The organism is Thermus thermophilus (genome assembly GCF_019974155.1).
GTDB lineage: Bacteria > Deinococcota > Deinococci > Deinococcales > Thermaceae > Thermus > Thermus thermophilus_C.
Genome location: NZ_AP025158.1, coordinates 1,232,163 through 1,253,304, shown reverse-complemented (window position 1 = coordinate 1,253,304; position 21,142 = coordinate 1,232,163). Strand labels below are relative to the sequence as shown.

The 21,142-nt window shown below is 69.0% G+C and carries 27 protein-coding genes, 1 tRNA gene and 1 pseudogene; 11 read left to right on the top strand and 18 right to left on the bottom strand.

The annotated features are described in order from the left end of the window. The first annotated feature begins 131 nt into the window (after positions 1–131). From pdo to TthTMY_RS06745, 3 genes are read left to right on the top strand one after another with little or no spacing between them, the layout of a single operon-like run. Entirely contained in the window at positions 132–821 is a 690-nt protein-coding gene (gene pdo, locus TthTMY_RS06755) for a protein disulfide oxidoreductase (protein ID WP_096410724.1), read from the top strand. Position 822: 1 nt separating this feature from the next. After that, on the top strand, positions 823–1,236 hold the full coding sequence (locus TthTMY_RS06750; RefSeq protein WP_096410723.1) for a rhodanese-like domain-containing protein: 414 nt from the start codon (positions 823–825) through the stop codon (positions 1,234–1,236). Then, on the top strand, positions 1,236–2,027 hold the full coding sequence (locus TthTMY_RS06745) for a TlpA disulfide reductase family protein (protein ID WP_096410722.1): 792 nt from the start codon (positions 1,236–1,238) through the stop codon (positions 2,025–2,027). The genes TthTMY_RS06750 and TthTMY_RS06745 overlap by 1 nt, the downstream gene beginning before the upstream one ends. Here the strand turns inward: TthTMY_RS06745 and TthTMY_RS06740 are convergent. The 3 genes and pseudogenes from TthTMY_RS06740 to TthTMY_RS06730 all read right to left on the bottom strand — a co-directional run. Next, on the bottom strand, positions 2,024–3,391 hold the full coding sequence (locus TthTMY_RS06740; RefSeq protein ID WP_223903110.1) for a SpoVR family protein: 1,368 nt from the start codon (positions 3,389–3,391) through the stop codon (positions 2,024–2,026). The genes TthTMY_RS06745 and TthTMY_RS06740 overlap by 4 nt on opposite strands. 1 nt (position 3,392) lies before the next feature. After that, positions 3,393–4,448, bottom strand: a complete 1,056-nt coding sequence (locus TthTMY_RS06735; protein WP_096410721.1) for a DUF444 family protein — start codon at positions 4,446–4,448, stop codon at positions 3,393–3,395. A gap of 1 nt (position 4,449) precedes the next feature. Continuing rightward, a pseudogene (locus tag TthTMY_RS06730) lies at positions 4,450–4,776 on the bottom strand (serine protein kinase); the annotation flags it as partial. Between the two features lie 61 nt (positions 4,777–4,837). Between TthTMY_RS06730 and TthTMY_RS06725 the strand changes: the two are divergent. Next, positions 4,838–5,935, top strand: coding sequence for an IS4 family transposase (locus TthTMY_RS06725; protein ID WP_096410480.1), 1,098 nt, complete (start codon positions 4,838–4,840; stop codon positions 5,933–5,935). A 45-nt stretch (positions 5,936–5,980) separates the two neighbouring features. Here the strand turns inward: TthTMY_RS06725 and TthTMY_RS06720 are convergent, their stop codons facing one another. Genes TthTMY_RS06720 through TthTMY_RS06705 form a run of 4 tightly spaced genes read right to left on the bottom strand, consistent with a single transcriptional unit; the run spans position 5,981 to position 8,255 of the window. Further along, positions 5,981–6,529 carry a CPBP family intramembrane glutamic endopeptidase gene (locus TthTMY_RS06720; protein WP_096410720.1) on the bottom strand — a complete coding sequence of 183 codons (549 nt, stop codon included), beginning with the start codon at positions 6,527–6,529 and terminating at the stop codon, positions 5,981–5,983. After that, positions 6,526–6,804 carry an Lrp/AsnC family transcriptional regulator gene (locus TthTMY_RS06715; protein ID WP_096410719.1) on the bottom strand — a complete coding sequence of 93 codons (279 nt, stop codon included), beginning with the start codon at positions 6,802–6,804 and terminating at the stop codon, positions 6,526–6,528. Before TthTMY_RS06715 ends, TthTMY_RS06720 begins: the two co-directional genes overlap by 4 nt. After that, positions 6,801–7,553 carry an MBL fold metallo-hydrolase gene (locus TthTMY_RS06710; protein WP_223903109.1) on the bottom strand — a complete coding sequence of 251 codons (753 nt, stop codon included), beginning with the start codon at positions 7,551–7,553 and terminating at the stop codon, positions 6,801–6,803. The genes TthTMY_RS06715 and TthTMY_RS06710 overlap by 4 nt, the downstream gene beginning before the upstream one ends. Positions 7,554–7,568: 15 nt before the next feature. Then, a complete protein-coding gene (locus TthTMY_RS06705) occupies positions 7,569–8,255 on the bottom strand; it encodes a metallophosphoesterase (RefSeq protein WP_096410718.1) in 687 nt (228 codons plus the stop codon). 17 nt (positions 8,256–8,272) lie between these two features. On the opposite strand from TthTMY_RS06705, the gene recX reads away from it, so the two are divergent. The 6 genes from recX (at position 8,273) to TthTMY_RS06675 (ending at position 12,100) form a co-directional block, all read left to right on the top strand. After that, complete coding sequence (gene recX, locus TthTMY_RS06700; RefSeq protein WP_223903108.1) at positions 8,273–8,701, top strand: recombination regulator RecX; 429 nt, start codon at positions 8,273–8,275, stop codon at positions 8,699–8,701. A 3-nt stretch (positions 8,702–8,704) separates the two neighbouring features. Continuing rightward, positions 8,705–9,148: a type II toxin-antitoxin system RatA family toxin gene (locus TthTMY_RS06695; RefSeq protein ID WP_011172943.1), complete on the top strand. Its 444-nt coding sequence runs from the start codon at positions 8,705–8,707 to the stop codon at positions 9,146–9,148. Between the two features lie 82 nt (positions 9,149–9,230). Next, positions 9,231–9,503, top strand: a complete 273-nt coding sequence (locus TthTMY_RS06690) for a stage V sporulation protein S (protein ID WP_008630673.1) — start codon at positions 9,231–9,233, stop codon at positions 9,501–9,503. Continuing rightward, on the top strand, positions 9,500–10,696 hold the full coding sequence (locus TthTMY_RS06685) for an RsmB/NOP family class I SAM-dependent RNA methyltransferase (RefSeq protein ID WP_223903107.1): 1,197 nt from the start codon (positions 9,500–9,502) through the stop codon (positions 10,694–10,696). The genes TthTMY_RS06690 and TthTMY_RS06685 overlap by 4 nt, the downstream gene beginning before the upstream one ends. Next, positions 10,693–11,478 (top strand): pyrroline-5-carboxylate reductase, encoded by a 786-nt coding sequence (proC, locus tag TthTMY_RS06680; RefSeq protein WP_096410717.1) that lies wholly within the window; start codon positions 10,693–10,695, stop codon positions 11,476–11,478. Before TthTMY_RS06685 ends, proC begins: the two co-directional genes overlap by 4 nt. A gap of 88 nt (positions 11,479–11,566) precedes the next feature. Further along, positions 11,567–12,100, top strand: coding sequence for a hypothetical protein (locus tag TthTMY_RS06675; protein ID WP_172844624.1), 534 nt, complete (start codon positions 11,567–11,569; stop codon positions 12,098–12,100). On the opposite strand, the gene TthTMY_RS06670 is transcribed toward TthTMY_RS06675, so the two are convergent. From TthTMY_RS06670 to rpsB, 8 genes are read right to left on the bottom strand one after another with little or no spacing between them, the layout of a single operon-like run. Further along, positions 12,087–12,716 (bottom strand): glycosyltransferase family 2 protein, encoded by a 630-nt coding sequence (locus tag TthTMY_RS06670; protein ID WP_096410715.1) that lies wholly within the window; start codon positions 12,714–12,716, stop codon positions 12,087–12,089. The genes TthTMY_RS06675 and TthTMY_RS06670 overlap by 14 nt on opposite strands. Position 12,717: 1 nt before the next feature. Next, entirely contained in the window at positions 12,718–13,728 is a 1,011-nt protein-coding gene (locus TthTMY_RS06665; protein ID WP_096410714.1) for a M50 family metallopeptidase, read from the bottom strand. Beyond that, positions 13,725–14,828: a 1-deoxy-D-xylulose-5-phosphate reductoisomerase gene (gene dxr / locus TthTMY_RS06660; RefSeq protein WP_096410713.1), complete on the bottom strand. Its 1,104-nt coding sequence runs from the start codon at positions 14,826–14,828 to the stop codon at positions 13,725–13,727. The genes TthTMY_RS06665 and dxr overlap by 4 nt, the downstream gene beginning before the upstream one ends. Then, the gene (locus TthTMY_RS06655) at positions 14,825–15,649 is read right to left on the bottom strand and encodes a phosphatidate cytidylyltransferase (protein WP_014629719.1); all 825 of its coding nucleotides are present in this window, start codon (positions 15,647–15,649) and stop codon (positions 14,825–14,827) included. Before TthTMY_RS06655 ends, dxr begins: the two co-directional genes overlap by 4 nt. Positions 15,650–15,688: 39 nt before the next feature. Next, a complete protein-coding gene (gene frr, locus TthTMY_RS06650; RefSeq protein WP_096410712.1) occupies positions 15,689–16,246 on the bottom strand; it encodes a ribosome recycling factor in 558 nt (185 codons plus the stop codon). Positions 16,247–16,258: 12 nt separating this feature from the next. Further along, positions 16,259–16,960, bottom strand: coding sequence for a UMP kinase (pyrH, locus tag TthTMY_RS06645; RefSeq protein ID WP_096410711.1), 702 nt, complete (start codon positions 16,958–16,960; stop codon positions 16,259–16,261). Positions 16,961–17,015: 55 nt separating this feature from the next. Then, the gene (gene tsf, locus TthTMY_RS06640; protein WP_096410710.1) at positions 17,016–17,606 is read right to left on the bottom strand and encodes a translation elongation factor Ts; all 591 of its coding nucleotides are present in this window, start codon (positions 17,604–17,606) and stop codon (positions 17,016–17,018) included. Further along, positions 17,603–18,373, bottom strand: coding sequence for a 30S ribosomal protein S2 (rpsB, locus tag TthTMY_RS06635; protein WP_096410709.1), 771 nt, complete (start codon positions 18,371–18,373; stop codon positions 17,603–17,605). The genes tsf and rpsB overlap by 4 nt, the downstream gene beginning before the upstream one ends. A 184-nt stretch (positions 18,374–18,557) precedes the next feature. On the opposite strand from rpsB, the gene TthTMY_RS06630 reads away from it, so the two are divergent. Then, positions 18,558–18,632: transfer RNA gene (locus tag TthTMY_RS06630), tRNA-Ala, on the top strand. A gap of 36 nt (positions 18,633–18,668) precedes the next feature. Here the strand turns inward: TthTMY_RS06630 and TthTMY_RS06625 are convergent. The 3 genes from TthTMY_RS06625 to TthTMY_RS06615 all read right to left on the bottom strand — a co-directional run bounded on the left by TthTMY_RS06625 (position 18,669) and on the right by TthTMY_RS06615 (position 21,117). After that, positions 18,669–19,967 carry an acetyl ornithine aminotransferase family protein gene (locus TthTMY_RS06625; RefSeq protein ID WP_096410708.1) on the bottom strand — a complete coding sequence of 433 codons (1,299 nt, stop codon included), beginning with the start codon at positions 19,965–19,967 and terminating at the stop codon, positions 18,669–18,671. A 218-nt stretch (positions 19,968–20,185) separates the two neighbouring features. Next, positions 20,186–20,734: an NUDIX domain-containing protein gene (locus TthTMY_RS06620; RefSeq protein WP_096410707.1), complete on the bottom strand. Its 549-nt coding sequence runs from the start codon at positions 20,732–20,734 to the stop codon at positions 20,186–20,188. Further along, positions 20,731–21,117 carry a GatB/YqeY domain-containing protein gene (locus tag TthTMY_RS06615; RefSeq protein WP_011172957.1) on the bottom strand — a complete coding sequence of 129 codons (387 nt, stop codon included), beginning with the start codon at positions 21,115–21,117 and terminating at the stop codon, positions 20,731–20,733. The genes TthTMY_RS06620 and TthTMY_RS06615 overlap by 4 nt, the downstream gene beginning before the upstream one ends. Positions 21,118–21,142: the final 25 nt, after the last annotated feature.

Below are 21,142 nucleotides of genomic sequence, written 5' to 3'. Positions count from 1 at the left end.
GGGCAAGTATACCCATGGGGGGTAATGGTGTCAAGCCGCGGGAACGTGAAAGTGCGCTCTTTCCTCGGGGCTCTTCATCTGATATAGTCAGGGCCTGGACGTACCCCTACCGGGGTATTCCGGAGGTGAACATGGCGCTTTTGGGACCTAAAGAACAAGAGATCGTGCGGGAAAGGCTTGCCAACCTCACCCGGGACGTGGAGATGGTCCTCTTCACCGACTCCTCTACCTTGATCGTCCCGGGGAAGGAGCCCTGCCTCTACTGCAAGGAGACGAAGCAGCTTTTGGAGGAGCTTTCCGCCCTCTCCGACAAGCTCCACCTGGTGGTTTACGACCTGGCCACCCCCGAGGGGAAGGAGAAGGCCGAGGCCTACAAGGTGGAGGCCGCGCCCACCCTTATCCTTCGCGAGAAGGGCTCGGAGGCCATCAACCTCCGCTACCGGGGAATCCCCGCGGGCTACGAGTTCGCAAGCCTCCTGGAGGACATTGAGATGCTGGGCCGGGACGGGCACGGCCTCCCCGAGAACGTGGTCCGGGAGCTCAACGACCTCCCCGAGGAGGTGGTCCTCCAGGTCTTCGTCACCCCCACCTGCCCCTACTGCCCGCAGGCGGTGCGCACCGCCCACCGCCTGGCCTACGCCTCCCCCAAGGTGTGGGGCGAGATGATTGAGGCCAACGAGTTCCCCGCCCTCTCCGACCGCTACCACATCCACGGCGTGCCGGACACCGTCATCAACCACGGCAAGGAGCGCGTCCTCGGGGCCCAGCCCCTCTCCCAGTTCCTCCAGGCCATCCGGAAGGCCGTGGGGGTGAAGGCCTAGCATGACCCGCCGCGCCCTCTTCGGCCCCAGGGTCGCTTCGCCGATCAAGGCGGCCTCGTTGACCCTCGCCCTCCTCCTCTTCCTCGCCGCCTGCGGCCCCAAGGGGGGCTACAAGAACGTGGGTCCCGAGGAGCTCTACCAGGCCTTGGCCGCCGGGGCGGTGGTGGTGGACGTGAGGACCCCGGAGGAGTTCGCCCAGGGCCACGTCCCCGGGGCCATTAACCTTCCCGTGGAGGAGGTGGACCGGTGGGCGGACCGGATCCCCAAGGACCGGCCCGTCTACCTCTACTGCCGTAGCGGCAACCGGAGCCGAATGGCGGCGGAGTACCTGGCGCGGAAGGGCTACACGAACCTCTACAACGTGGAGGGCGGGGTGCTGGCCATAGCGCGGGCGGGGTATCCCCTGGTCCGGTGATGGACGCCCTTCAGGTGGGCCCCCTGGCCATCCCCTGGGTGAGGGTGCAGGTGGCCTTGGCCCTCCTCGCCCTGGTGGGGGTGGCGGAGCTCCTTGCCCGCCGGGTGGACCGGAGGCTTTCTCCCTGGGCCCAGGGGGCCATCCTGGTGGGGCTTTTGGGGGCTAGGCTCGGCTTTGTGCTGGAGAACGCTTCCGTCTACGCCAGGGACCCCCTTTCGGTCCTTTACGTCTGGCAAGGAGGGTTTGACCCCTGGTGGGGTATTCTGGCCGGAGGAGGGTACACGCTCATGACCTTACCCAAGCACCTTTGGCGCTACGCCTTGGGGGCGGCCCTGGTGGCGGGGCTTGTGGTGGGGGTCCTCTTCACCCGCCAGGAAAGGGCGGGGGAGGTCCGGCTTCCCGCCATTACCCTCACCACCCTGGGCGGGACGCAGGTGAACCTGGAAAGCTTCCGCGGAAAGCCGGTGGTCCTCAACGCCTGGGCCACCTGGTGCCCGCCCTGCCGCAGGGAGCTTCCCATGATGGTGCGCCTCGCCCAGGAGAACCCGGAGGTGCGCTTCGCCTTTGTAAGCCAGGGGGAAGGCCCCCTGGTGGTGAAGAACTTTTTGGAGGAAAGGGGCCTTTCTCCCGAGTGGGTTCTTCTGGACCCCGAGACCCGGCTTGCCCAGGCCTTGGGCGTCCAGGGGCTTCCCACCACCTTCTTCTTTGACCGGGAGGGGCGGCTCGTGGCCCGGCACCTGGGGGAGCTTTCCGAGGCCCTCCTCCTCGGCTACCTCCGGGTCCTCCGCTAGGGGGCGGAGAGAAGGGTTTCCTTCCCGCCCACCACCGTTTTGAGGTGCACGGGCCTGCCCCAGAGGCGGTGGAGGTTTTCCAGCACCGCCTTGGTCTTCCTCAGGTCCAGCTCCACCCCCTCGTAGGCGTGGGCGAGGAGAAGTTCCCCGCGGTTTTGGTAGTTGGCGTCCACGAGCTCCACGATGGGGTAGCCCAGGTTGGTGAGGCGGAAGAGGAGGGCCTTTTTGGCCTCTGCGAAGCGGGGCAGGTCCTCGAGGGAAAAGAGGCCCCACCTTAGGGCGAACTCCGGGGTGAGGAACTCCTCCAGGAAGTTGAGGTCGGTGTAGACGGTGCGCACCTGGAAGAGCTTCTTCCGGCCTTCCCCCGTGGGCCGCTCGTAGCGGAGCCTTTCCCCCAGGGGCAAGGCCTCGTACTCGGGGCCGAAGCGCCCCTTGTCCCACCGCTCCTCCACCTCCTTAAGGAGGTGGTAGCCCAGGCGGTAGGGGTTCAGGCCGTGGGGGGCGAGGAGGTTTGCCTGCATCTCGGCGAACTCCAGGGCCTCCTCCGGGGTGAGGAGGGGGAGGAGGAGCTTGGTGTGCCAGTAGGTGGCCCAACCCTCGTTCAGGATCTTGGTGGCGGCCTGGGGGGCGAAGTAGAGGCTCTCCTCCCGGACGATCTCCAGGATCCCCTTCTGCCAGGGGGCGAGGGGGGCGTACTGGGCCAGGAAGCCCAGGATGTCCCGGGTGGGCCTCGGGGGGAGGGGCTCGGGGCTTGCCCCCTCCTCTGCCTCCTTGGGGAAGGCGGGGGGCGGGTTCACGTAGGGGTCCAGGTAGGGGCGCACGGGGAGGCGTTTGGGGGCCTCCTCCTCTTTCTGGGCGGGCCTCTGGATGTAAGGAGCGTGGGGGTCAATGAGGTTTTCCAGGGAAAGGGCGAGGTCTAAGAACTCCTCCACGCTCCTCGCCCCGTGCCGCTCCATGGCCCGCTCCACGTAGGCGGCGTGGTGGGCCATCTCCGCGAGCATGTCCTTGGGGATGGGCTTGAAGGCGAGGTTGTTCTGGAAGAAGTCGGCGTGGGCGTAGACGTGGGCGATGACCACCTTCTGGGCCAGGAGGGTGTTGCCCCTGAGGAGGTAGGCCTGCACGGGGACGGTGTTCACCACGAGCTCGTAGATGCGGGCGAGGCCGTAGCGGTAGGTCTCCCGGTAGCGCAGGTACTCGCTTCCCCACCGCCAGTGGGGGTAGCGGCGGGGAAAGCCCCCGTAGGCGGCGAGCATGGCCATCTCCTCGGGGCCCACCTCCTGGAAGGCCACGGGGGGAAAGGAAAGCCCCTCGGCCTCCGCCCGCTCCCTGAGGCGCTCCACCCAGTGGGCGAGTTCCCGCTCCATTTCAACCTCCGAGAAGCCGCCTCAAGGCCACGGGCAGGTCCCCCCGGCCCCGCACCGCGGCGAGGGCGACCCCCTCCCTCCCTCCCAGGGCCTCCCGCACCTCCTCCAGGAAGTGCCCCTGGCCGTAGGGGCCCTCCACCTGGGCGTACCCGTAGAGGGCGAGGGAGGGGAGGAGGCGCTTCAGGGCCTCGAGGGCCAAGGGCGTGTCCCCCTGCCAGTTTTCCCCGTCGGAGAAGTGGTAGAGGTAGCGGTTGTAGAAGGCCTCGGGGTAGGCCTTGAGGATCTCCTCCGCCAGGAGGAGGGCGCTGGAGATCCGCGTTCCCCCGCCCTCCCGGGCCTTGAAGAACTCCTCCTCGGGGACCTCCCAGGCCTCGGCGTCGTGGAGGAGGTAGCGCCTTTCCAGCCTGGGAAAGTGCCGCTTGATCCAGAGGGTGATCCAGAAGGAGAGGGTCTTGACGAGCCTAAGCTCCTCCTCCCGCATGCTCCCGGAGACGTCCAGGGCGAAGAGGACCACCGCCTGGGCGTGGGGGATGGGCTTTCGCCTCGGGGCCTTGTAGCGCAGGTCCTCCCGCTCGGGGACGAGAAGGGGGTCTTCGGGGCGGTACTCCCCGCTTTGCAGGGCCCTCTTCAGGCTCTCCTTGAGGGTGCGGCGCACGTGGCGGAGGCCCCTTGGCCCCTTGCGGGCGATGGTGGTGTGGCGGAAGGCCTCCTCCGTGACCTCCCCCGTCCCCTTGGGCACCAGGCGGGGAAGCCTCAGGGCCTCCCCCACGAGGTCCAAGAACTCCTCCAGCTCCAGCTCGGCCACCGGGATGTGCCCCCCCGGGCCCAAGGCCTCCTCCCCGGGCCCCCCGAGGCCCAGGCCTTCCCCTAGGGGCTCCCCGTGGACGATCTTGGGGATCTCCAGCTGGGGCAGGGGGATGGAGACGAGGCGGCCTTCCACCTGGCCGAAGAGCTCCTCCCGGGTGAGGAACTCCCGCACGCGCTTCTTCACCTCCCCCCGCACGATCTCCTTGAAGCGGAGGAGGTCGCGCTCAATGGGCAGGATCCCCTCGGGCATCCTAGCTCCGGGCGAAGAGGGAGGCGGCGAACTCCAGGACGCCGCTGGCGCAGTGCTCGCAGTAGCCGTAGTCCCGGATGAGCCGGGCCTTGACCACGTCAATCTTGGCCTGGGTCTCCGGGTCCACCACCCCCGAGACCAAGGCGGAGAGCCTTATGGTGTCCTTCTGGTCGTCAAAGAGCTTGAGCTCCAGGGCGCGGCGCAGGCGGTCGTTGTCCTTGTAGGTGAAGGGCCTCCCCTCCAGGGCCAAAGCCCCGATGTAGTTCATGATCTCGCGGCGGAAGTCGTCCTTGCGGGACTCGGGGATGTCAATCCGTTCCTCAACTGAGCTCTCATCACTTTGAGGGCTGGGGCTTGACAAGGGAAGAGAAGAGGGGGGTAAGTAAGGTGTGCCGCCCACCACCCCCCTTTCCCAAGTTATCACCCTCTGGGTCCATAAGGTCTTCGCCTCCCTCAGGAAAACCATCCGCTCCAACCTCGCCCTCTTCCTGTCCACCCTCCTCACTACCCCCCTGGACCCCACCCTCTCCGACCTCGCCCGCAGAACCCCCCTCCCCACCCTGGCCCAAAGCCGCCTCAATCGCCTCTGGCGCTTCCTCCATCACCCCACCCTGCAAGACCCCTGGGCCCTCACCGAAGCCCTCCTCCCCCTCCTCGTCCCTCGTTTCCCCAAAGACCGCCCCCTCCCCCTCATCGTGGACTGGACCTTCACAGAGGACGGTAGGCACCAAGCCCTGGTGGCCGCCCTTCCCCTCAAGGGAAGGGCCCTGGTGGTGGCCTTCGCTCTTCACCCCCTCTCCCCTTTCCCCAGTCAAAACCGGGTGGAGGAGGAGTTCCTCCACCGCCTGGGCCGCGCCGTCCAGGACCTGGGATATACCCCCCTCTTCCTCCTGGACCGCGGCTTTGACCGGGTCTCCCTGATGCGAAAGCTCCAGGGGTGGGGCATGGGCTTCCTCATCCGCCTGCGGCAGAACCGGGAGGTGGAACCCCAAGGGGGGAAGCGCCTTCCCCTGAAGGAGGGCTACCGGCGTGTGGTCCACCCCCTGCGGGAGGAGGTCCGCCTTTTCGGACACGGTGGGGAGGGGGTAGAAGTCACCCTCCTGGTGTACCCAGGGGGTCGGGATCCCTGGTATCTGGCCTATTCGGGCCCTTTTGGGGGGGAGCCGCCCTATGGGTGGCGGATGTGGATTGAAGAGGGGTTTAGGGACCTGAAGGGGCAGGGGTTTGGGCTGGACCGCCATCGGCTGCGGACGGGGGCGAGCCTCAGGGGGTGGTTATGGCTTCTGGCCTTGGGGATGGCGCTCTTGGTCCTTCTGGGGGCGCGCTTGCAGGGCAGGGAATGGCTTCCCCGGCTTCTGGCCCATCCCGAGCGGCAAAGCCTCTTCCGTCTGGGCCGGATCGCCCTGGCCCAGGGGCCCCCGCCTTGGAGGGAAGCAGTGGTGGAGGAGCTGGTCAGGTTGCTTCAGGAACTGGGGGGAGGAAAGTGATGAGAGCTCAGGGGCCTTTCCTCTTGACTTTGGGGAAGGTTTTTGCTAGAGCTCCCGCCAGAGCCCGTAGAAGCCCTTGGCGTTGTGGAGGAAGTGGGCGAGGACGCCCGGGACGAGGCTTCCCGTGAAGAGGTAGGCGAGGCCAAAGAGGAGGCCCGCCAAGGCGGTGTAGAGGGGGTAGGCGTAGGCCCGCAAGGGGGCGGGGTGGAGGAGGGCGAAGAGGAGGGCCTGGACCAGGAGGCCGAGGCCCCCGAGCCACGCCACGAGGAGGCTTTGGAGAAACCCCCGGAAGAAGACCTCCTCCCCCAAGGCGGCGGCGAGGGCGAGGGCGAGGAGAAAAGGGGGCCTTGCCCCCGAGCGCCTAAGGGCCAGGGCGAGGTCGCGGTGCAGGGCCTCGGCCTCGCGGAAGGAGGCGGGGAAGAGGCGGCGGAAGAGGGCCTCGAGGCCCTGGAGGGCGAGGAGGAGGACCAAAGCCCCAAACCCCGCCCCGCCCGCTTCCCGGGCGAGGGGGAGGCCAAGCCAGAGCATCCCGCCCCCGCCCACGAGGAGGAGCCCCCCCTGGAGGGCGAGGAGGAGGAGGAAGGGGGACTTCACTCCTGCCCCAGGGCGAAGCCTTGGTCCAAAAGCCGCCTGGGGTAGGCGCGGAAGGCCAGGAGGGTTTCCGTCCGCTCCACCCCTTCCAGGGAGAGGATCCCCTGGGTCACCACGTCGTCCAGCTCCTCCACGTCCTTCAGGCGCACCAGGGCCACGAGGTCGTAGGGCCCCGTCACCGAGTAGACCTCGGCCACCTGGGGTAGCTCGGCGATGGCCTCCCCCAGGGCTTGGACGCGGTTCCCCCGGGCCCGAACGAGGACGAAGGCGGTGATCATGGCTCCATCATAAGGGCCTCCACGAAGGCGAGGCGGCTCATCTCCCCGCCGGAGAGGAGGGCCAAGGGGCTTTCCCCCCCGAAGAGGCGCCGGAGGACCTCTTTGGGGGTGAGGCCTCGGGCCTTGAGGCGGAGGGCCTCCTCCCGCTTCCCCTCCAGGAAGTCCAGCTTGGCCTGAAGGGCCTCCAGGGGGGCTTGGAGGGGTCCCGCGTGGGCGCAGAAGAAGGCGCGGGGCTTTAGGGCGAGGATCTCCCGGAGGCTTTGGAGGAGGGCCTGGAGGTCAAACCCCGGGGTGGCGAGGCTCGCCCGCACCCCCAGGAAGAGGTCCCCCCCGAAGAAAAGACCGGCCTCGGGGTCGTAGAGGGCCACGTGGTCGGGGGCGTGGCCCGGGGTGGGGAGGAGGTGGAGGGGGCCCACCCGCTCGGCCACCTCCACCCGTGCGGGGCGGGGGCTTCCCCAGACCAGGCGGCGGTAGAGGCGGAGGGGCTTGGGGGCGGCGACCAGGGCGGCCGTCAGGGCGCTTCCGTAGACGGGGAGGCCAAGCCGGGAGGCCCCCCCGGCGTGGTCCTCGTGGGCGTGGGTGAGGAGGGCGGCCTCGGCCTCGGGGGCGAAGGGGCGGGCCTTAGGGGGGCCCGTGTCCACCAGGAGCCCCCGGTAGCGGTACACGTAGACCCCGTACCCCACCCGCCGTCCCAGGGGCGTGGCCAGATAGAGGGCCTCCACCCCGTGCCCCACGGGTCGCCAAAGCATGTACTTAGTATAACCTCAGTCTGCTTCCAGAACCAGCTTGGGCCGGAAGCGGAGGGCGTCCGCCGCCACCAGGTGGAGGGGGATGCCCCGGTAGCTTTGCGGCAGCTTGGCGGGGTCGGCCCCGTGGAGGTGGCCGTAGACGATGGCCTGAGGGTGGGCCCCGGCGGCGAGCTCCAGGAGGGGCGAGGCCTCCCCGCTTGGCCCGAAGGGGGGAAAGTGGAAGGCCACCACCAGGTGGCGGTGGGGCTTGCCCTCGAGGGCCTTCAGGGAGAGCTTCAGGCGCTCCACCTCCCGGGCGAAGACCTTCTCGTCCTCCGGGGTCTGGGGCGGGTACTGCCAGCCCCGCGTCCCAGCCACCGCCACCCCGTCCACCACCAGGGCGTCGTTTTGGAGGGCGTACATCCCCGGGGGCAGGGCGGCCCGGAGGCGGCTGATGGAGGGCCACCAGTAGTCGTGGTTGCCCTTGAGGAGGACCTTCCTCCCGGGCAGGCGGGCGAGGTCCAAGAGGTCCGGGATCGCCTCGGAAAGGCGCATGGCCCAGGAGATGTCCCCGGGGACCACCACCAGGTCCTCCTCGCCCACCACCTCCCGCCACCCCCGGAAGAAGGCTTCCGGGTGCCCCTCCCAGCCCGCTCCGAAGACGGTCATGGGCTTGGGGTGGACCCGGGAGAGGTGGGGGTCGGCGATGGCGTAGACGCGCATGGCCCTAAGATTATCCCATGGGGAGCGAGGCTTTGGCGTACGCCCTCCGCCTTCTCGCCCGCAAGGGGTACAGCCGGGCGGCCCTAAAGGCGAAGCTTGCCGCCCGCTTCGGCGAGGCGGAGGCCGAGGCGGCCCTCGGGCGCCTGGAGGCCATGGGCTACCTGGACGACCGGGCCTACGCCCGCGCCTTCGTGGAGACCCGGGCCCGGCGGTACGGCCCGAGGAAGCTTAGGGCCCTTCTCCTCGCCCGGGGGGTGCCGGAGGAGGTGGTGGAGGAGGTCCTGCCCGAGGCCCGGGTGGAGGAGGCCTTGGCGGTCCTCCGCCGCTACCGCCACCGGGAAGACAAGGCCCGGGCGGTCCGCTTCCTCGAGGGGCGGGGCTTTCCCCTGGGGGTGGCCCTGGAGGCCTGGCGGCTTGCCCAGGAGGAGGAGGAAGGGTATAAGTAGGCCATGCCCGAGGTACGCGCCGAGCGCTACATCCCGGCCCCGCCCGAGCGGGTTTACCGGCTTGCCAAGGACCTGGAGGGGCTCAAGCCCTACCTGAAGGAGGTGGAGAGCCTCGAGGTGGTGGCCCGGGAAGGCGCCCGCACGAGGAGCCGGTGGGTGGCGGTGGCCATGGGGAAGAAGGTCCGCTGGCTGGAGGAGGAGGAGTGGGACGACGAGAACCTGAGGAACCGCTTCTTCTCCCCCGAGGGGGACTTTGACCGCTACGAGGGCACCTGGGTCTTCCTCCCGGAAGGGGAGGGGACCCGGGTGGTCCTCACCCTCACCTACGAGCTCACCATCCCCATCTTCGGCGGACTGCTGCGGAAGCTCGTGCAGAAGCTCATGCAGGAGAACGTGGAAAGCCTCCTCAAGGGGCTGGAGGAGCGGGTCCTGGCCGCTTCCTCTTGAACCGGGAGGGCCTCTGCTCTAGGATGGACCTGAGCCGCCCCAAAAGGCTTTGAGGGTGGCCGGGAGCTCATAGGAGGTCAAAGTGGAAACGCTGCGCGTTTCTTCCAAGTCCCGCCCCAACTCCGTGGCCGGCGCCATCGCGGCGCTTCTCCGCACCAAGGGCGAGGTGGAGGTCCAGGCCATCGGGCCCCAGGCGGTGAACCAGGCGGTGAAGGCCATCGCCATCGCCCGGGGCTACATCGCCCCCGACAACCTGGACCTGGTGGTGAAGCCCGCCTTCGTCAAGCTGGAGCTGGAGAACGAGGAGCGGACCGCCCTGAAGTTCAGCATCAAGGCCCACCCCCTGGAAACTTGAGGGCCGGGACGCCTCGAGCCCTGGCGGTGGCCGTCCTCCTCGAGGTGGATCGGGGAGGGCGGGCCCAGCTTCTTCTGGACCGCGCCTTGAGGCGGGCCCCCTGGCCCGAGCGGGACCGGGCCTACGCCACCTTCCTGGTCTACGGGGCCCTCCGCCGCCTCCGCCTTCTGGACCACCTCCTCGCCCCCCTCTTGCCCCGGCCCGAGGGCCTGCCCTCCGAGGTGCGCTGGATCCTCCGCCTGGGGGCCCTGGAGTGGCTTCTCGGCAAGCCGGACCACGCCCGGGTGAGCCCTTGGGTGGAGGAGGCGAAACGCCGCTATTCGGGCCTCGCCGGGCTGGTGAACGCCGTTTTGCGGCGGCTTGCCCCTAGGGAGGCCCCGGAGTGCGTGCGCCTTTCCCTCCCCGACTGGCTCTGCGAGGCCTGGCGGGGCTTCTTCGGGGACGTGGCCTTCGCCGAGGGCTTCAACGAGCCCGCCCCCCTCTTCGTCACCGCCTACCGGGAGGTGGACCTAAGGCCCGGCCCCGTCCCCGGGAGTTACCTTTGGGAAGGCCCCAAGACCGACTTTTCCGCCCTCGGCCTCCAGCCACAAAACCCCGCTTCCCTCTTCGCCGCGGCCCTCTTGGAGCCTAAGCCCGGGGAGAAGGTGCTGGACCTCTGCGGGGGGGCCGGACTCAAGGCCTTCTACCTTGCCGCCCAGGGGGCGGAGGTGGTCTCCTACGACCTTAACCCCAGGCGGCAGGAGGCGGGGGCGAGGACGGCGCGGCGGCTTGGCCTTTGGGTCCACTACCGCACCCAGGACCTGACCCGGCCCGTGCCCGAGCGGGCGAAGAAGGTCCTCCTGGACGCCCCCTGCACCGGGACCGGCACCTTCCGCGCCCACCCCGAGCTCCGCTACCGCTTAAGCCCCGAGGACCCTGCCCGCATGGCCGCCCTCCAGCTCCAGCTCCTGGAGACGGCGGCCCAGGCCACGGAGGAAGGGGGGGTGCTCGTCTACAGCGTCTGCTCCCTGACGGAGGAGGAGGGGGAAGGGGTGGTGCGGGCCTTCCTTGCGCGCCACCCCGAGTTCCGCCCCGAGCCCGTCCACCCCCCCTTCCCCGTCCTCGCCCGGGGGCTTGGGGTCTACGTGGACCCGAGGGGAGGGCTGGACGGCTTCTACTACGCCAAGCTGCGGAAGGTAAACTCTCAGGCATGAGGCTGGCCTTCGTGGGTCTCGGCAAGATGGGCCGGAGCCTCCTCAAGGGGGCTTTAGAGCGGGGCTTCTTGCGCCCGGAGGAGGTGGGGGTCTTGGGGCGGACGCCCGAGCGGAGCCGGGAGCTCGCCGAGCCTTTCGGCGTCCGCCCCTTGACGCGGGCGGACCTGGGCATGGCCGAGCGCGTCCTGATCGCGGTCCAGCCTCGGGACTTTCCCGCCCTGGCCCCGGAGATCGCCCACCACCGCCTGGGCTACATCTCCATCATGGCGGGGATTTCCACCTCGGTCCTCGCCCGCAGGCTGGACAACCGCCGCGTGGTCCGGGCCATGCCCAACCTGGCGGTGATCATCGGGGAGAGCTCCACCGCCCTCACCGCCCTAAAGGAGGCGCGGGAGGCAGGGGACCTGGAGTTCGCCCGGGCCCTTTTCGCCACGGTGGGGGACGTGTACGAGATCCCCGAGCCCCTCTTTGACGCCTTCACCGGCATGTCTGCCTCGGCCCCCGCCTATTTGGCCCTGGTGGCCGAGGCCTTGGCCGACGCGGGGGTGAAGATGGGCATGCCTCGGGCCCTGGCCCTCCGCCTCGCCGCGGACGCCTTGGCGGCCACGGGGGAGCTTCTCAAGGGCAGGCACCCCGCCCAGGTCAAGGACGAGGTGGCGAGCCCCGGGGGCACCACCATCCACGGCCTCCACGCCCTCGAGGCCCGGGCGGTGCGGGCGGCCTTTTACGAGGCGGTGGAGGCCGCCACCCGTAGGGGGCACGAGCTCGGCGAGTCGGAGTGATGCCGGCAAGCCCGCATGGGGGTCCCGGCAGAAGGCTTGGGTGGGGATTTTGGGCGGCAGGAGGGCGAACAAAGGGGGGAAGAAGGGTGTGGGGGTGGCGGCGCGGCTTTTCGCCCTGGGCCTCTTCCTCGGCCTGGCCTGGGCCCAGATCCTCCCCCCTGAGGGGGGGCTTTACGTCTACAGCGACGGCACGGTCCAGGCGCTCGAGGCGGTGGCAGGGGGGTACCGCCTCGCCTACCGGCGGGACGGGAAGGTCTTCCGCGAGGACCGGCTCCGCTTCGGCGCGGAGGGGATCTACTTGGAAGGGGTCGCGCTTCCCGAGGGGTTCTTCCCCTTCGCCCCGCCCTTGCTCCTCTACCCGAAGAGGCTTGTCCCGGGCGCTTTCTGGTCGGGGAGCGCCCGCTTCCAGGAGCAGCGGGTGGCCCTGGCGGTCCGGGTGGAGGGGGTGGAGGGGGTTCGGGTGCCCGCGGGGCGCTTCAACGCCTACCGCCTGCGGGTGGCCTTCACCACGGAACGGGGCGGAGCCGACGTGAAGCTCCTCTACCTCGTCCCCGGCCTCGGCGTGGTGGCCTTCCAGGCGGGGGAGGGCTTCGTGGGCCTCGTCCGCTTCAGCGCGCCCTGAGCCGGTAGCGCAGGATCTCCCAGTACATGCGGAGCCGGTGGCCGAGCCCGGCGAGAACCCCCCGCTTCTCCTCCTTCATCACCTGGCTCACCCCCTCCATGGGCACGTACACCACGGGCCAGCCTGCCCGCTTGGCGTGCCGGGTGAGGAGGAGCTCCAGGTCGTAGCGGGCCCTTTCCAGGCCGGGCACGTTCCTCAGGTCCTCCAGGCGGAGGGCCCTTTGGCCCGAGAGAAAGGGGGTGAGGCGCATGGCCAGGTCCGTGGAGGCCCGCCCCCCCCGGAAGACCCCCACGGCCATCCGGGCCTCTCCCTCCTTGAGGGGCTTAAGGAGGGCGAAGAGGTGTTCCGGGCGGAGGCCTAGGAGGTCGGCGTCCAGGAGGAGGACGAAGGGGGTCCGCACCGCCTTGAGCCCCTCGGCGATGGCCCCGCCCTTCCCCCGGTTTTCCTTTAGCCGCACCACCTCGGCCCCGGCCTCCAGGGCCCTTCGGGCGGTTTCGTCCTTGGAGCCGTCGTCCGCCACCACCACGGGAAACCCCGCCTCCCGGGCCACCTGCACCACCCGGCCCACGGTGGCCTCCTCGTTGAAGGCGGGGATCAGGACCGTGGCCTCCGCCACCTCACCCTCCGAGAAGCCGCCTCAGGTCCTGGAAGGTGACCAGGAGGAGAAGGAGAAGGAGGAAGAGGAAGCCCAGGTAGTGGACGGTGGCCTCCTGCTCGGGCCGGAGGCGGAGGAAGCGGCCGAGGAAGAGGAGGAGGATGCGGCCGCCGTCCAAGGCGGGGATGGGGAGGAGGTTGAAGAGGGCGAGGGAGAGGTTGATGGCGGCGGCGAGCTCCACCAGGCGGAAAAGCCCCTCCTGGGCCGCCCGCCCCGTCTCCGCCAGGATGCCCACGGGGCCGAGGACGCCGCTATTGGGGTCCCCCGCGAGGACGCCGAGAAGCCCCCCCACCAGGGCCCGGACGAGGGCGGGCCCGAAGGCGAGGGTCCGCCCCGCGGCGAGGCCGAGCCCCTCCAGGAAGCCCACCCTGCGGTAGGCCACCTCCGGCTGGTAGACCACCCCCAGGCGCTCCGCCCCTTCCTCCCACGTGAGGGAGAGGGCCACCTCCTCCCCTTGGCGGAGCACGGCCAGGGTGTGGGCGCCTGGGGTCTTGAGCCGCTCAATCTCCTGGGGCCTTTCCAAAGGCTTCCCGTCCACGGCGAGGAGGATGTCCCCCGGTTTGAGCCCCGCCTCCTCGGCCACGCTCCCCGGCAGGACCTCGAGGATCACCGCCCGGCCCGTGGCCTCGGGCACCCCCTGGGCGCTGAAGAGGTAGGCGAGGAGGCCCCAGGCGAGGAGGACGTTCATGGCCACCCCTGCCACCAGGACGAGGAGCTTCCCCAGGAAGGGGAGGGCGTCGTACCCCCTCCCCTTTTCCTCGGGGAGGAGGCCCTCGATGTCGGCGTACCCCCCTAGGGGGATGGCGGAAAGCCGCCACTCCGTCCCCCAGGCCTCCTTGCGCCAAAGGACCGGGCCGAAGCCGAGGCTAAAGGCCTTGACCCGCACCCCCTGAAGCCTCGCCGCCAGGTAGTGGCCGAGCTCGTGGACGAAGACGCTGACGCCGATGATGACCAGAAACCAGAACAAGCTCATGCCCACCTCTTGGCCTCCTCCCGGGCCCAGGCGTCCACGGCGAAGAGGCTCTCCCATGTTAGAGGCTCTGCGGGGGTGGCTTCCAGCACCCGGGCCAGGATCTCGGGGATGCGGGGGAAGGGGATCCTCCCCTGGAGGAAGGCCTCCACCGCCACCTCGTCGGCGGCGGAGACGGCCACCTGGGCCAAGCCTCCCCGCCTTCCCGCCTCGTAGGCCACGGCGAGGGCGGGAAAGCGCTTGAGGTCGGGTTCCAGAAACTCCAGCACCCCGGGGACGGGGAGGTCCTTCAGGGGGGTTTCCGCCCGCTCGGGGTAGGTGAGGGCGTACTGGATGAAAAGGCGCATGTCCGTGGGGCCGAGCTGGGCCTTGAGGCTCCCGTCCAGGAAGCGCACCAGGCCGTGGACGTAGGCCTGGGGATGGATGAGGACCTTGATCCTTTCCAGGGGGAAGCGGAAGAGCTCCTTGGCCTCCAGGACCTCGAGGCCCTTGTTGAAGAGGGTGGCGGAGTCCACGGTGACCTTGGGGCCCATCCGCCAGCGGGGGTGGCGGAGGGCCATCTCCGGGGTCACCTGGGCGAGGTCCGCGGGCTCCTTAAGGAAAGGCCCCCCGCTCGCCGTGAGGATGAGCTCGGCCACGTCCTCCCGCCTCTCCCCGAGGAGGGCCTGGAAGAGGGCGGAGTGCTCCGAGTCCACGGGGAGGATCTCGGCCCCGTGGGCCTCCGCCTCCCGCCAAAGGAGGGGCCCCGCCGCCACCATGGCCTCCTTGTTGGCGAGGGCCACCCGCTTTCCCGTTCGCACCGCCACCCGGGTGGGGGAAAGCCCGGCGAGGCCCGGGATGGCGGCCACGGCCACCTCCGCCTCCAGGGCGGCCACCTCCTCGGCCGTGGCGAGCCTAAGCCCGGGGAAGCGGGCCTTGAGCTCCTTGTGGAGGCTCTCCTCCGCCGCCACCAGGCGGGGCTTCCAGAGGGCGATCTGCCGGGAGAGGGCCTCGAGGTTTTTCCCGGCGGCAAGGCCCACCACCTCGTAACCCCTCAGGCGGCAGACCTCGAGGGCCTGCTGGCCGATGGAACCCGTGGATCCGAGGACGACGACCCGCTTCATGTGAAGAGCACCACCAGGAAGTACGTGAGGGGGAAGGCGAAGAGGAGGCTGTCTATCCGGTCCAGAAGACCGCCGTGCCCGGGGAGGAAGCTCCCTGAGTCCTTCACCCCGGCGAAGCGCTTCAGCATGGACTCGGCGAGATCCCCAAGCTGAGCCCCCAGGGAGAGGAGGAGGCTGAAAAGCCAAAGCTCCAAAAGCCCGAAGGGGAAGACCTCGCGCACGAGCCCAGTGTAGACCACCAGGGCGAGGAAGCTCACCGCGATGCCCCCTAAGGAACCCTCCACGGTCTTGCCCGGGCTGATCTCCGGGGCGAGCTTCCGCCTACCGAAGGCCCGCCCTATGAAGTAGGCGCCGATGTCCGTGGCGAAGCTCGCCACCAAGGGCAAGGTGAGGGTCCAAAGGCCCATGGCCGCGTCCGGGGTCTCCCTGAGGAGGAGGACGTACCCCAGGCTCCAGGGCAGGTAGAGGAAGGCCATGAGGCCGAAGGCGAAGCGGGGGAGGTTGGCCCCGAAGAGGAGCTCGTAGCTGAAGCTGGCGAGGAGGAAGAGGCCCAGGGCCACCTCCCGCCAGGGTACTTGGGGGAAGTGCCAGTAGAGCTGGGGTAAAGAAAAGAGGAAGACCAAAACCCCTCCCGCGAGCAGGAGGGGGGTGTTGAGGGCGATCCCCCTCCTCGCCAGCATCTCCGCGAGCTCCCGGGTGCCGAGCCAGTGGACGAAGAGGAGGGTGGGGAGGATGAGGGGGATCCCCCCCAAAAGGACGAGGAGGAGGAGAAGGGCCCCGGCCAGGGCGGAGAAGACGCGGGTGGGGAGGTGGTCCGTCATTCCTCCCCCTTGGGCAAGAGGGAGCGCGGCATGCCGGGGTCAGCCCAGGATCTCCTGCTCCTTCTTCTCCGCCAGCTGGTCGGCCTTGGCGATGAACTCGTCGGTGATCTTCTGGATCTCCGCCTCCGCCCGCTTGGTCTCGTCCTCGGAGAGGTGGAGCTCCTTGGCCAGCTTCTTCAGCTTGTCCAAGGCCTCGCGGCGGATGTTGCGGATGGCCACCCGCCCCTCCTCGGCGTACTGCCGCACCGCCCGCACCAGGTCTTTGCGCCTTTCCTCCGTGAGGGGCGGGATGTTGATGTAGAGGGCGTCCCCCTTGTTGCTGGGGTTCAGGCCCAGGTCCGAGTCCCGGATGGCCTTCTCTATGGCCTTGAGGGCGTTCTGGTCCCAGGACTGGACCACCAGGGTCCTGGGGTCGGGGGCGGTTACGGTGGCGATCTGGTTCAGGGGGACGTGGGTGCCGTAGTACTCCACCTTCAGGTGCAAGAGGAGGGCGGGGTTGGCGCGGCCGGTGCGGAGGCCCGCCAGGTTGTGCTCCAGGACCTCGAGGCTCTTTTGCATGTGGCTTCGGGTTTCCGCGTAAAGCTCCTTCAGGGTCATACCGCCTCCTTTCTAGTGGATGAGGGTGCCCACTTTTTCCCCCTGGATAATACCCACCAGGGCGCCGGGTTTGAAGATGTCAAAGACCACGATGGGAAGCCCCGCCTCCATGCACAGGGTGATGGCGGTGGTGTCCATCACCTGGAGGCCCCGGTTCAGGACCTCCAGGTAGGTGAGCTCGTCAAAGCGCACCGCCTCGGGGTTCTTGCGGGGGTCGTCGGAGTAGACCCCGTCCACCTTGTTTTTGGCCATGAGGACCACCTCGGCCCCTACCTCCAGGGCGCGGAGGGCGGCGGCGGTGTCCGTGGAGAAGAAGGGGTTGCCCGTCCCCCCGCCGAAGATCACGATCCGCTCCTTCTCCAGGTGGCGGAGGGCCCTGCGGCGGATGTAGGGCTCGGCCACCTGGGGGATGGTGAGGGCGGTCTGGACCCGGGTGGGGACGCCCAGGGATTCCAGGGCGTCTTGGAGGGCGAGGGCGTTCATGATGGTGGCCAGCATGCCGATGTAGTCGGCGGTGGCCCGGTCCATCCCCACCCCCTGGCGGGCGCCCCGCCAGAGGTTGCCCGCCCCGATGACGATGGCGAGCTGGACCCCGGTGTCGTAGGCGGCCTTGATCTCCCGGGCCAGGGCCTGGGTGGCCTCGGGCTCTATGCCGAAGCCGTTTCGGGTCAGGAACTCGCCGGAGAGCTTCAGGAGAACCCGCTTGTACTTCATGGCTTCATGGAAAACCGGGGCCCCGAAACGCCGGGCCCCGGTGCGCCTTCATGGCTTACGCCCCCAGCTCAAAGCGGCAGAAGCGTCGGACCACGATGTTCTCGCCGATCTTGGCGATGGCCTGCTGGATGAGCTCCTTCACCTTGACCTTGTCGTCCTTGACGAAGGGCTGCTCCAGCAGGACCACCTCCTCCAGGTACTTCTTGAGGCGGCCTTCGGCGATCTTCTCGGCGATCTGCTGGGGCTTCCCCTCGTTCAGGGCAGCCTGGATGTAGATCTGCCGCTCTTTTTCCAGCTCCTCGGCGGGGATCTCCTCGGCGGAGACGTAGCGAGGGTTCATCATGGCGATGTGCATGGCGAGGTCCCTGGCCAGGTTCTGGAAGAGCTCGTTCCGAGCCACGAAGTCCGTCTCGCAGTTGAGCTCCACCAGGACCCCCACCCGCTGGTTGTGGTGGATGTAGTGGCCGATGATGCCCTCGCGGGCTTCCCGGTCCGCCTTCTTGGCGGCCTTCATGGCCCCCCGCTCCCGGAGGAGCTGGACCGCCTTCTCCTCGTCCCAGCCGGCGTCCTCGAGGGCCCGCTTCACGTCCATCATGCCGGCCCCCGTGGCCTCGCGTAGCTTCTTGATGAGTTCCGTTTGGCTCATGCTTCCACCTCGCTTTCGCCCTCAGGCGTCTCGGCGGCTTCCGCCTCCTGCACCAGGGCGTAGGAGGGGGAGGGCTCCACCACCCCGCCCCGGGCCTGGATGATGAGGTCCACCGCCCGGGAGAGGATGAGCTGGATGGAGCGGATGGCGTCGTCGTTGCCGGGGATGATGTAGTCCACCAGGTCGGGGTCGGAGTCCGTGTCCGCCAGGGCGATCACGGGGATGAAGAGCTTCCTCGCCTCCCGGACGGCGATGGCCTCCTTGGTTGGGTCCACGACGAAGATGGCGTCGGGGAGGCGCTTCAGAAGGCGGAAGCCGGAGAGGTACTTCTGAAGCCGTTCCAGCTCGTGCTTCAGCCGGACCTGCTCCTTCTTGGGGCGCTCCTCAATCTCAGGGGAGGCGAAGAGGGCCTCCAGCTCCTCCAGCCGGTGGACCCGCTGGGAGATGGTCTTGAAGTTGGTGAGCATGCCGCCCAGCCAGCGCTGGTTCACGTAGGGCATGCCCGCACGCTCCGCCTCCATGCGCACGATGTCCTGGGCCTGCTTCTTGGTGCCCACGAAGAGGATCGTCCCGCCGCGCATGGCCAGGTCCTCAATGAAGCGGAACGTGCGCTCCAGCTCCTCCATGGTCTTCTGGAGGTCAATGATGTGGATGCCGTTCCGCTCCGCGTAGATGTAGCGGGCGAACTTGGGGTTCCAACGCTTCCTCTCGTGGCCGAAGTGGACACCGGCTTCCAGGAGCTCCTTAACCGTGATCTCTACGGGCATATTCCTCCCATCGGGGAAGGTTGGGCTTAGGTCTACGCCTTCGCTAGGACGGCGTGCAGGCGCGCCGGCCTCTTTCCCGCGGGACCTTCCCCTGCCCGAGGGCTGGTCCGGCGCACCTTCCCGATTATAGGCCCAGGGTCCCCTTTGCGAAACCCCCTCCCTTGGGCTATACTCCCCTAGGCCTGGGGCGGTAGCTCAGAGGGAGAGCACCCGCCTTGCAAGCGGGAGGTCCGGGGTTCAAATCCCCGCCGCTCCACCAGATAGGCCCCCCGGCCTCGAGGCCGGGGGGCTCGCCTTAGAGGGCGCGGAAGACCTCCTCCAAGACCTCAAGCCCAAGGGCGGCCTCCTCCTGGGTCAGGACGAGGGGTGGGGCGATGCGGAGGGCGGAGGGCCCGGCGGGGAGGAGGAGGAGCCCTTTCTCAAAGGCGAGGCGCACCGCCTTGTCCCTCAGGTCGGGCCGGGGGTGGTCCGGGTCGCCGAAGTCCAGGCCGATCATCAGGCCCCGGCCCCTCACGTCCCCCAGGAAGGGGAAGCGGTCCTTGAGGGCGCGAAGCTCCCTAAGGAGGAACTCCCCAAGCCTGGCGGCGTTCTCCTGGAGCCCCTCCTCCAAGAGGTCAAGGGTGGCGTGGGCCGCCGCGGCCGCCACCGCCTGGCCGCCGAAGGTGGTGCCGTGGGCCCCGGGGGGCCAGCTTCCCAGCTCTTCCCGGAAGAGGACGGCGCTTATGGGGTACCCCGAGGCCAGGCCCTTGGCCAGGATGTACACGTCCGCCTGTACGCCCTCGTGTTCCAGGGCGAAAAACCGCCCCGTGCGCCCCGCCCCGGTTTGGACCTCGTCGGCCACCAGCAGGATGCCGAAGCGGTCCAGAACCTCCTTCAGCCGGGGGATGAACCCGGGAGGCGGCACCACGTACCCGCCTTCGCCTTGGATGGGCTCGAGGAACAAAGCGGCCACCTCCTCGGGCGGGAGGACCGTCTGGAAGAGGTGCTCCAGGTGCGCCAGCACCGCATCCCCCACCTCTTCCGGGCGGGCCCCCAAGGGGGGGCGGAAGGGGTTGGGGAAGGGAAGGTGGACCACGCCGGGAAGGAAGGGGGCGAAGCCTTGGCGGTAGGCGCTCTTGCTGGCGGTGAGGGAGAGGGCGCCGAGGCTTCTGCCGTGGAAGGCCCCGGTGAAGGCCAAAAGGTAGGGGCGCCGGGTGTGGTAGCGGACGAGCTTGATGGCGGCCTCCACGCCCTCGGTGCCCGAGTTGCCGAAGAAGACCCGGTACCCCCCGCCCAGTTTGCCCACGAGCCGCTCCGCCAGGGAGAGGGTGGGCTCGTGGGTGAAGTCGGAGAAGCAGACGTGGGCGAAGCGCTCCGCCTGGGCCCGGACCGCCTCCACCACCTTGGGGTGGGCGTAGCCCGTGGCGTTCACCGCGATGCCGGACATGAAGTCCAGGAAGAGGTTGCCGTCCACGTCCTCTAAAAAGGCCCCCTGGCCCCTTGCGGGCACGAAGGGGTAAGGGCGCACGTAGGAGGGGGAGAGGACCTTTTCTCCCCGCTCCAGGAGGGCCCGGGCCTTGGGCCCGGGAAGGGGAGTGCGGACGCTGGGCTTCATACAAGGCCAGTCTACCGGGGAAAGGAGGCGGGTCCTAGCCCGAGTTTATGCGTCTGGCCTCGGCTTTTATACCCCCGCCGGCCCAGGGACCCCAAGGCGCCCTTCGCGGTACGGGATTAAGTACCCCACCGCGGCTTTCGCCGCGGTGGGGGCCCCAAAAAGGACCTTCCCAAGCCTTATTTCGGGCGACCCATGTTGCGAAATCAACGTGCAGCCACTTAGAGCAGGCCCAAGCGCTTCAGGTGAGGTTCCGCGTAGAAGAGGGTGAGGGCGGTGGAGGCGTCCTGGATCTCGCCTTTGGCGAGGAGGGCGTAGACCTCGGTAAGGGGAAGCTCCAGGCTCTCCAGAAGCTCTCCCTCTTCCAGCGTGGCCGGGGCGACCACCCGGGCCTTCAGGGCGAGGAAGGGGTGGAAGACCACCGCCGTGAAGGAGGGCTGGGGGTGGAAGGAGGGCAGGGGGATGAGGGTTTCCGCCTCGGCCCCCACCTCCTCCCTTAGCTCCCGCCTCGCCGCCTCTTCCGGGGTTTCCCCCTCGTCCACCCTCCCCGCCGGAACCTCCAGGAGGAACTTGCCCGTGGGGTGGCGGTACTGGCGGACGAGGAGGGCCGTGCCCCTCTCCGTTACGGGGAGGACGAAGCTTGCGGCCACGGGGCCCGGGCGGTAGACGTAGGTGAGCTCCCGGCCCGTGTGGGTCCGCACCCGTTCCTTCACCAGGCGGACGGGCTCGGAGAGGATCTCCTCTAGGAGGATGCGCTCCCAGGGGCTCATCGCGTGAGGCGCTCGATGACCTTGCGCACCTTCTCCCCCGGGGCCTTGGGCCCCAGGGCCTTGGTGACCACCCCGATGGCCGCAAGGGGGTTTTTGAACTGGGAGAGGTCCACGTGCTCCCGGATCCAGGCCTCCAGCTCCTCCTCGGACATCTCCTTGGGCAGGAAGCGGTCCAGAAACTCCGCTTCAAAGGCGTTGCCCTGCTCCAGGGCGATCTCCTTGAGGGCCTTCAGCACCTTCACCGCCTCCTCGTCGGGGAGGGGCTTCCCGTCGCCCTTGCGGTCCAGCTCCGCCTTGACCACCCGGGCGAAGGCCAGGGTCCGTTCGTCCCGGGCCTTCATCGCCTCCTTGATCGTGGCCTGGATGGCCTCGTAGATGCCCATGGGACCCAGTTTACCCCGGGAGCAG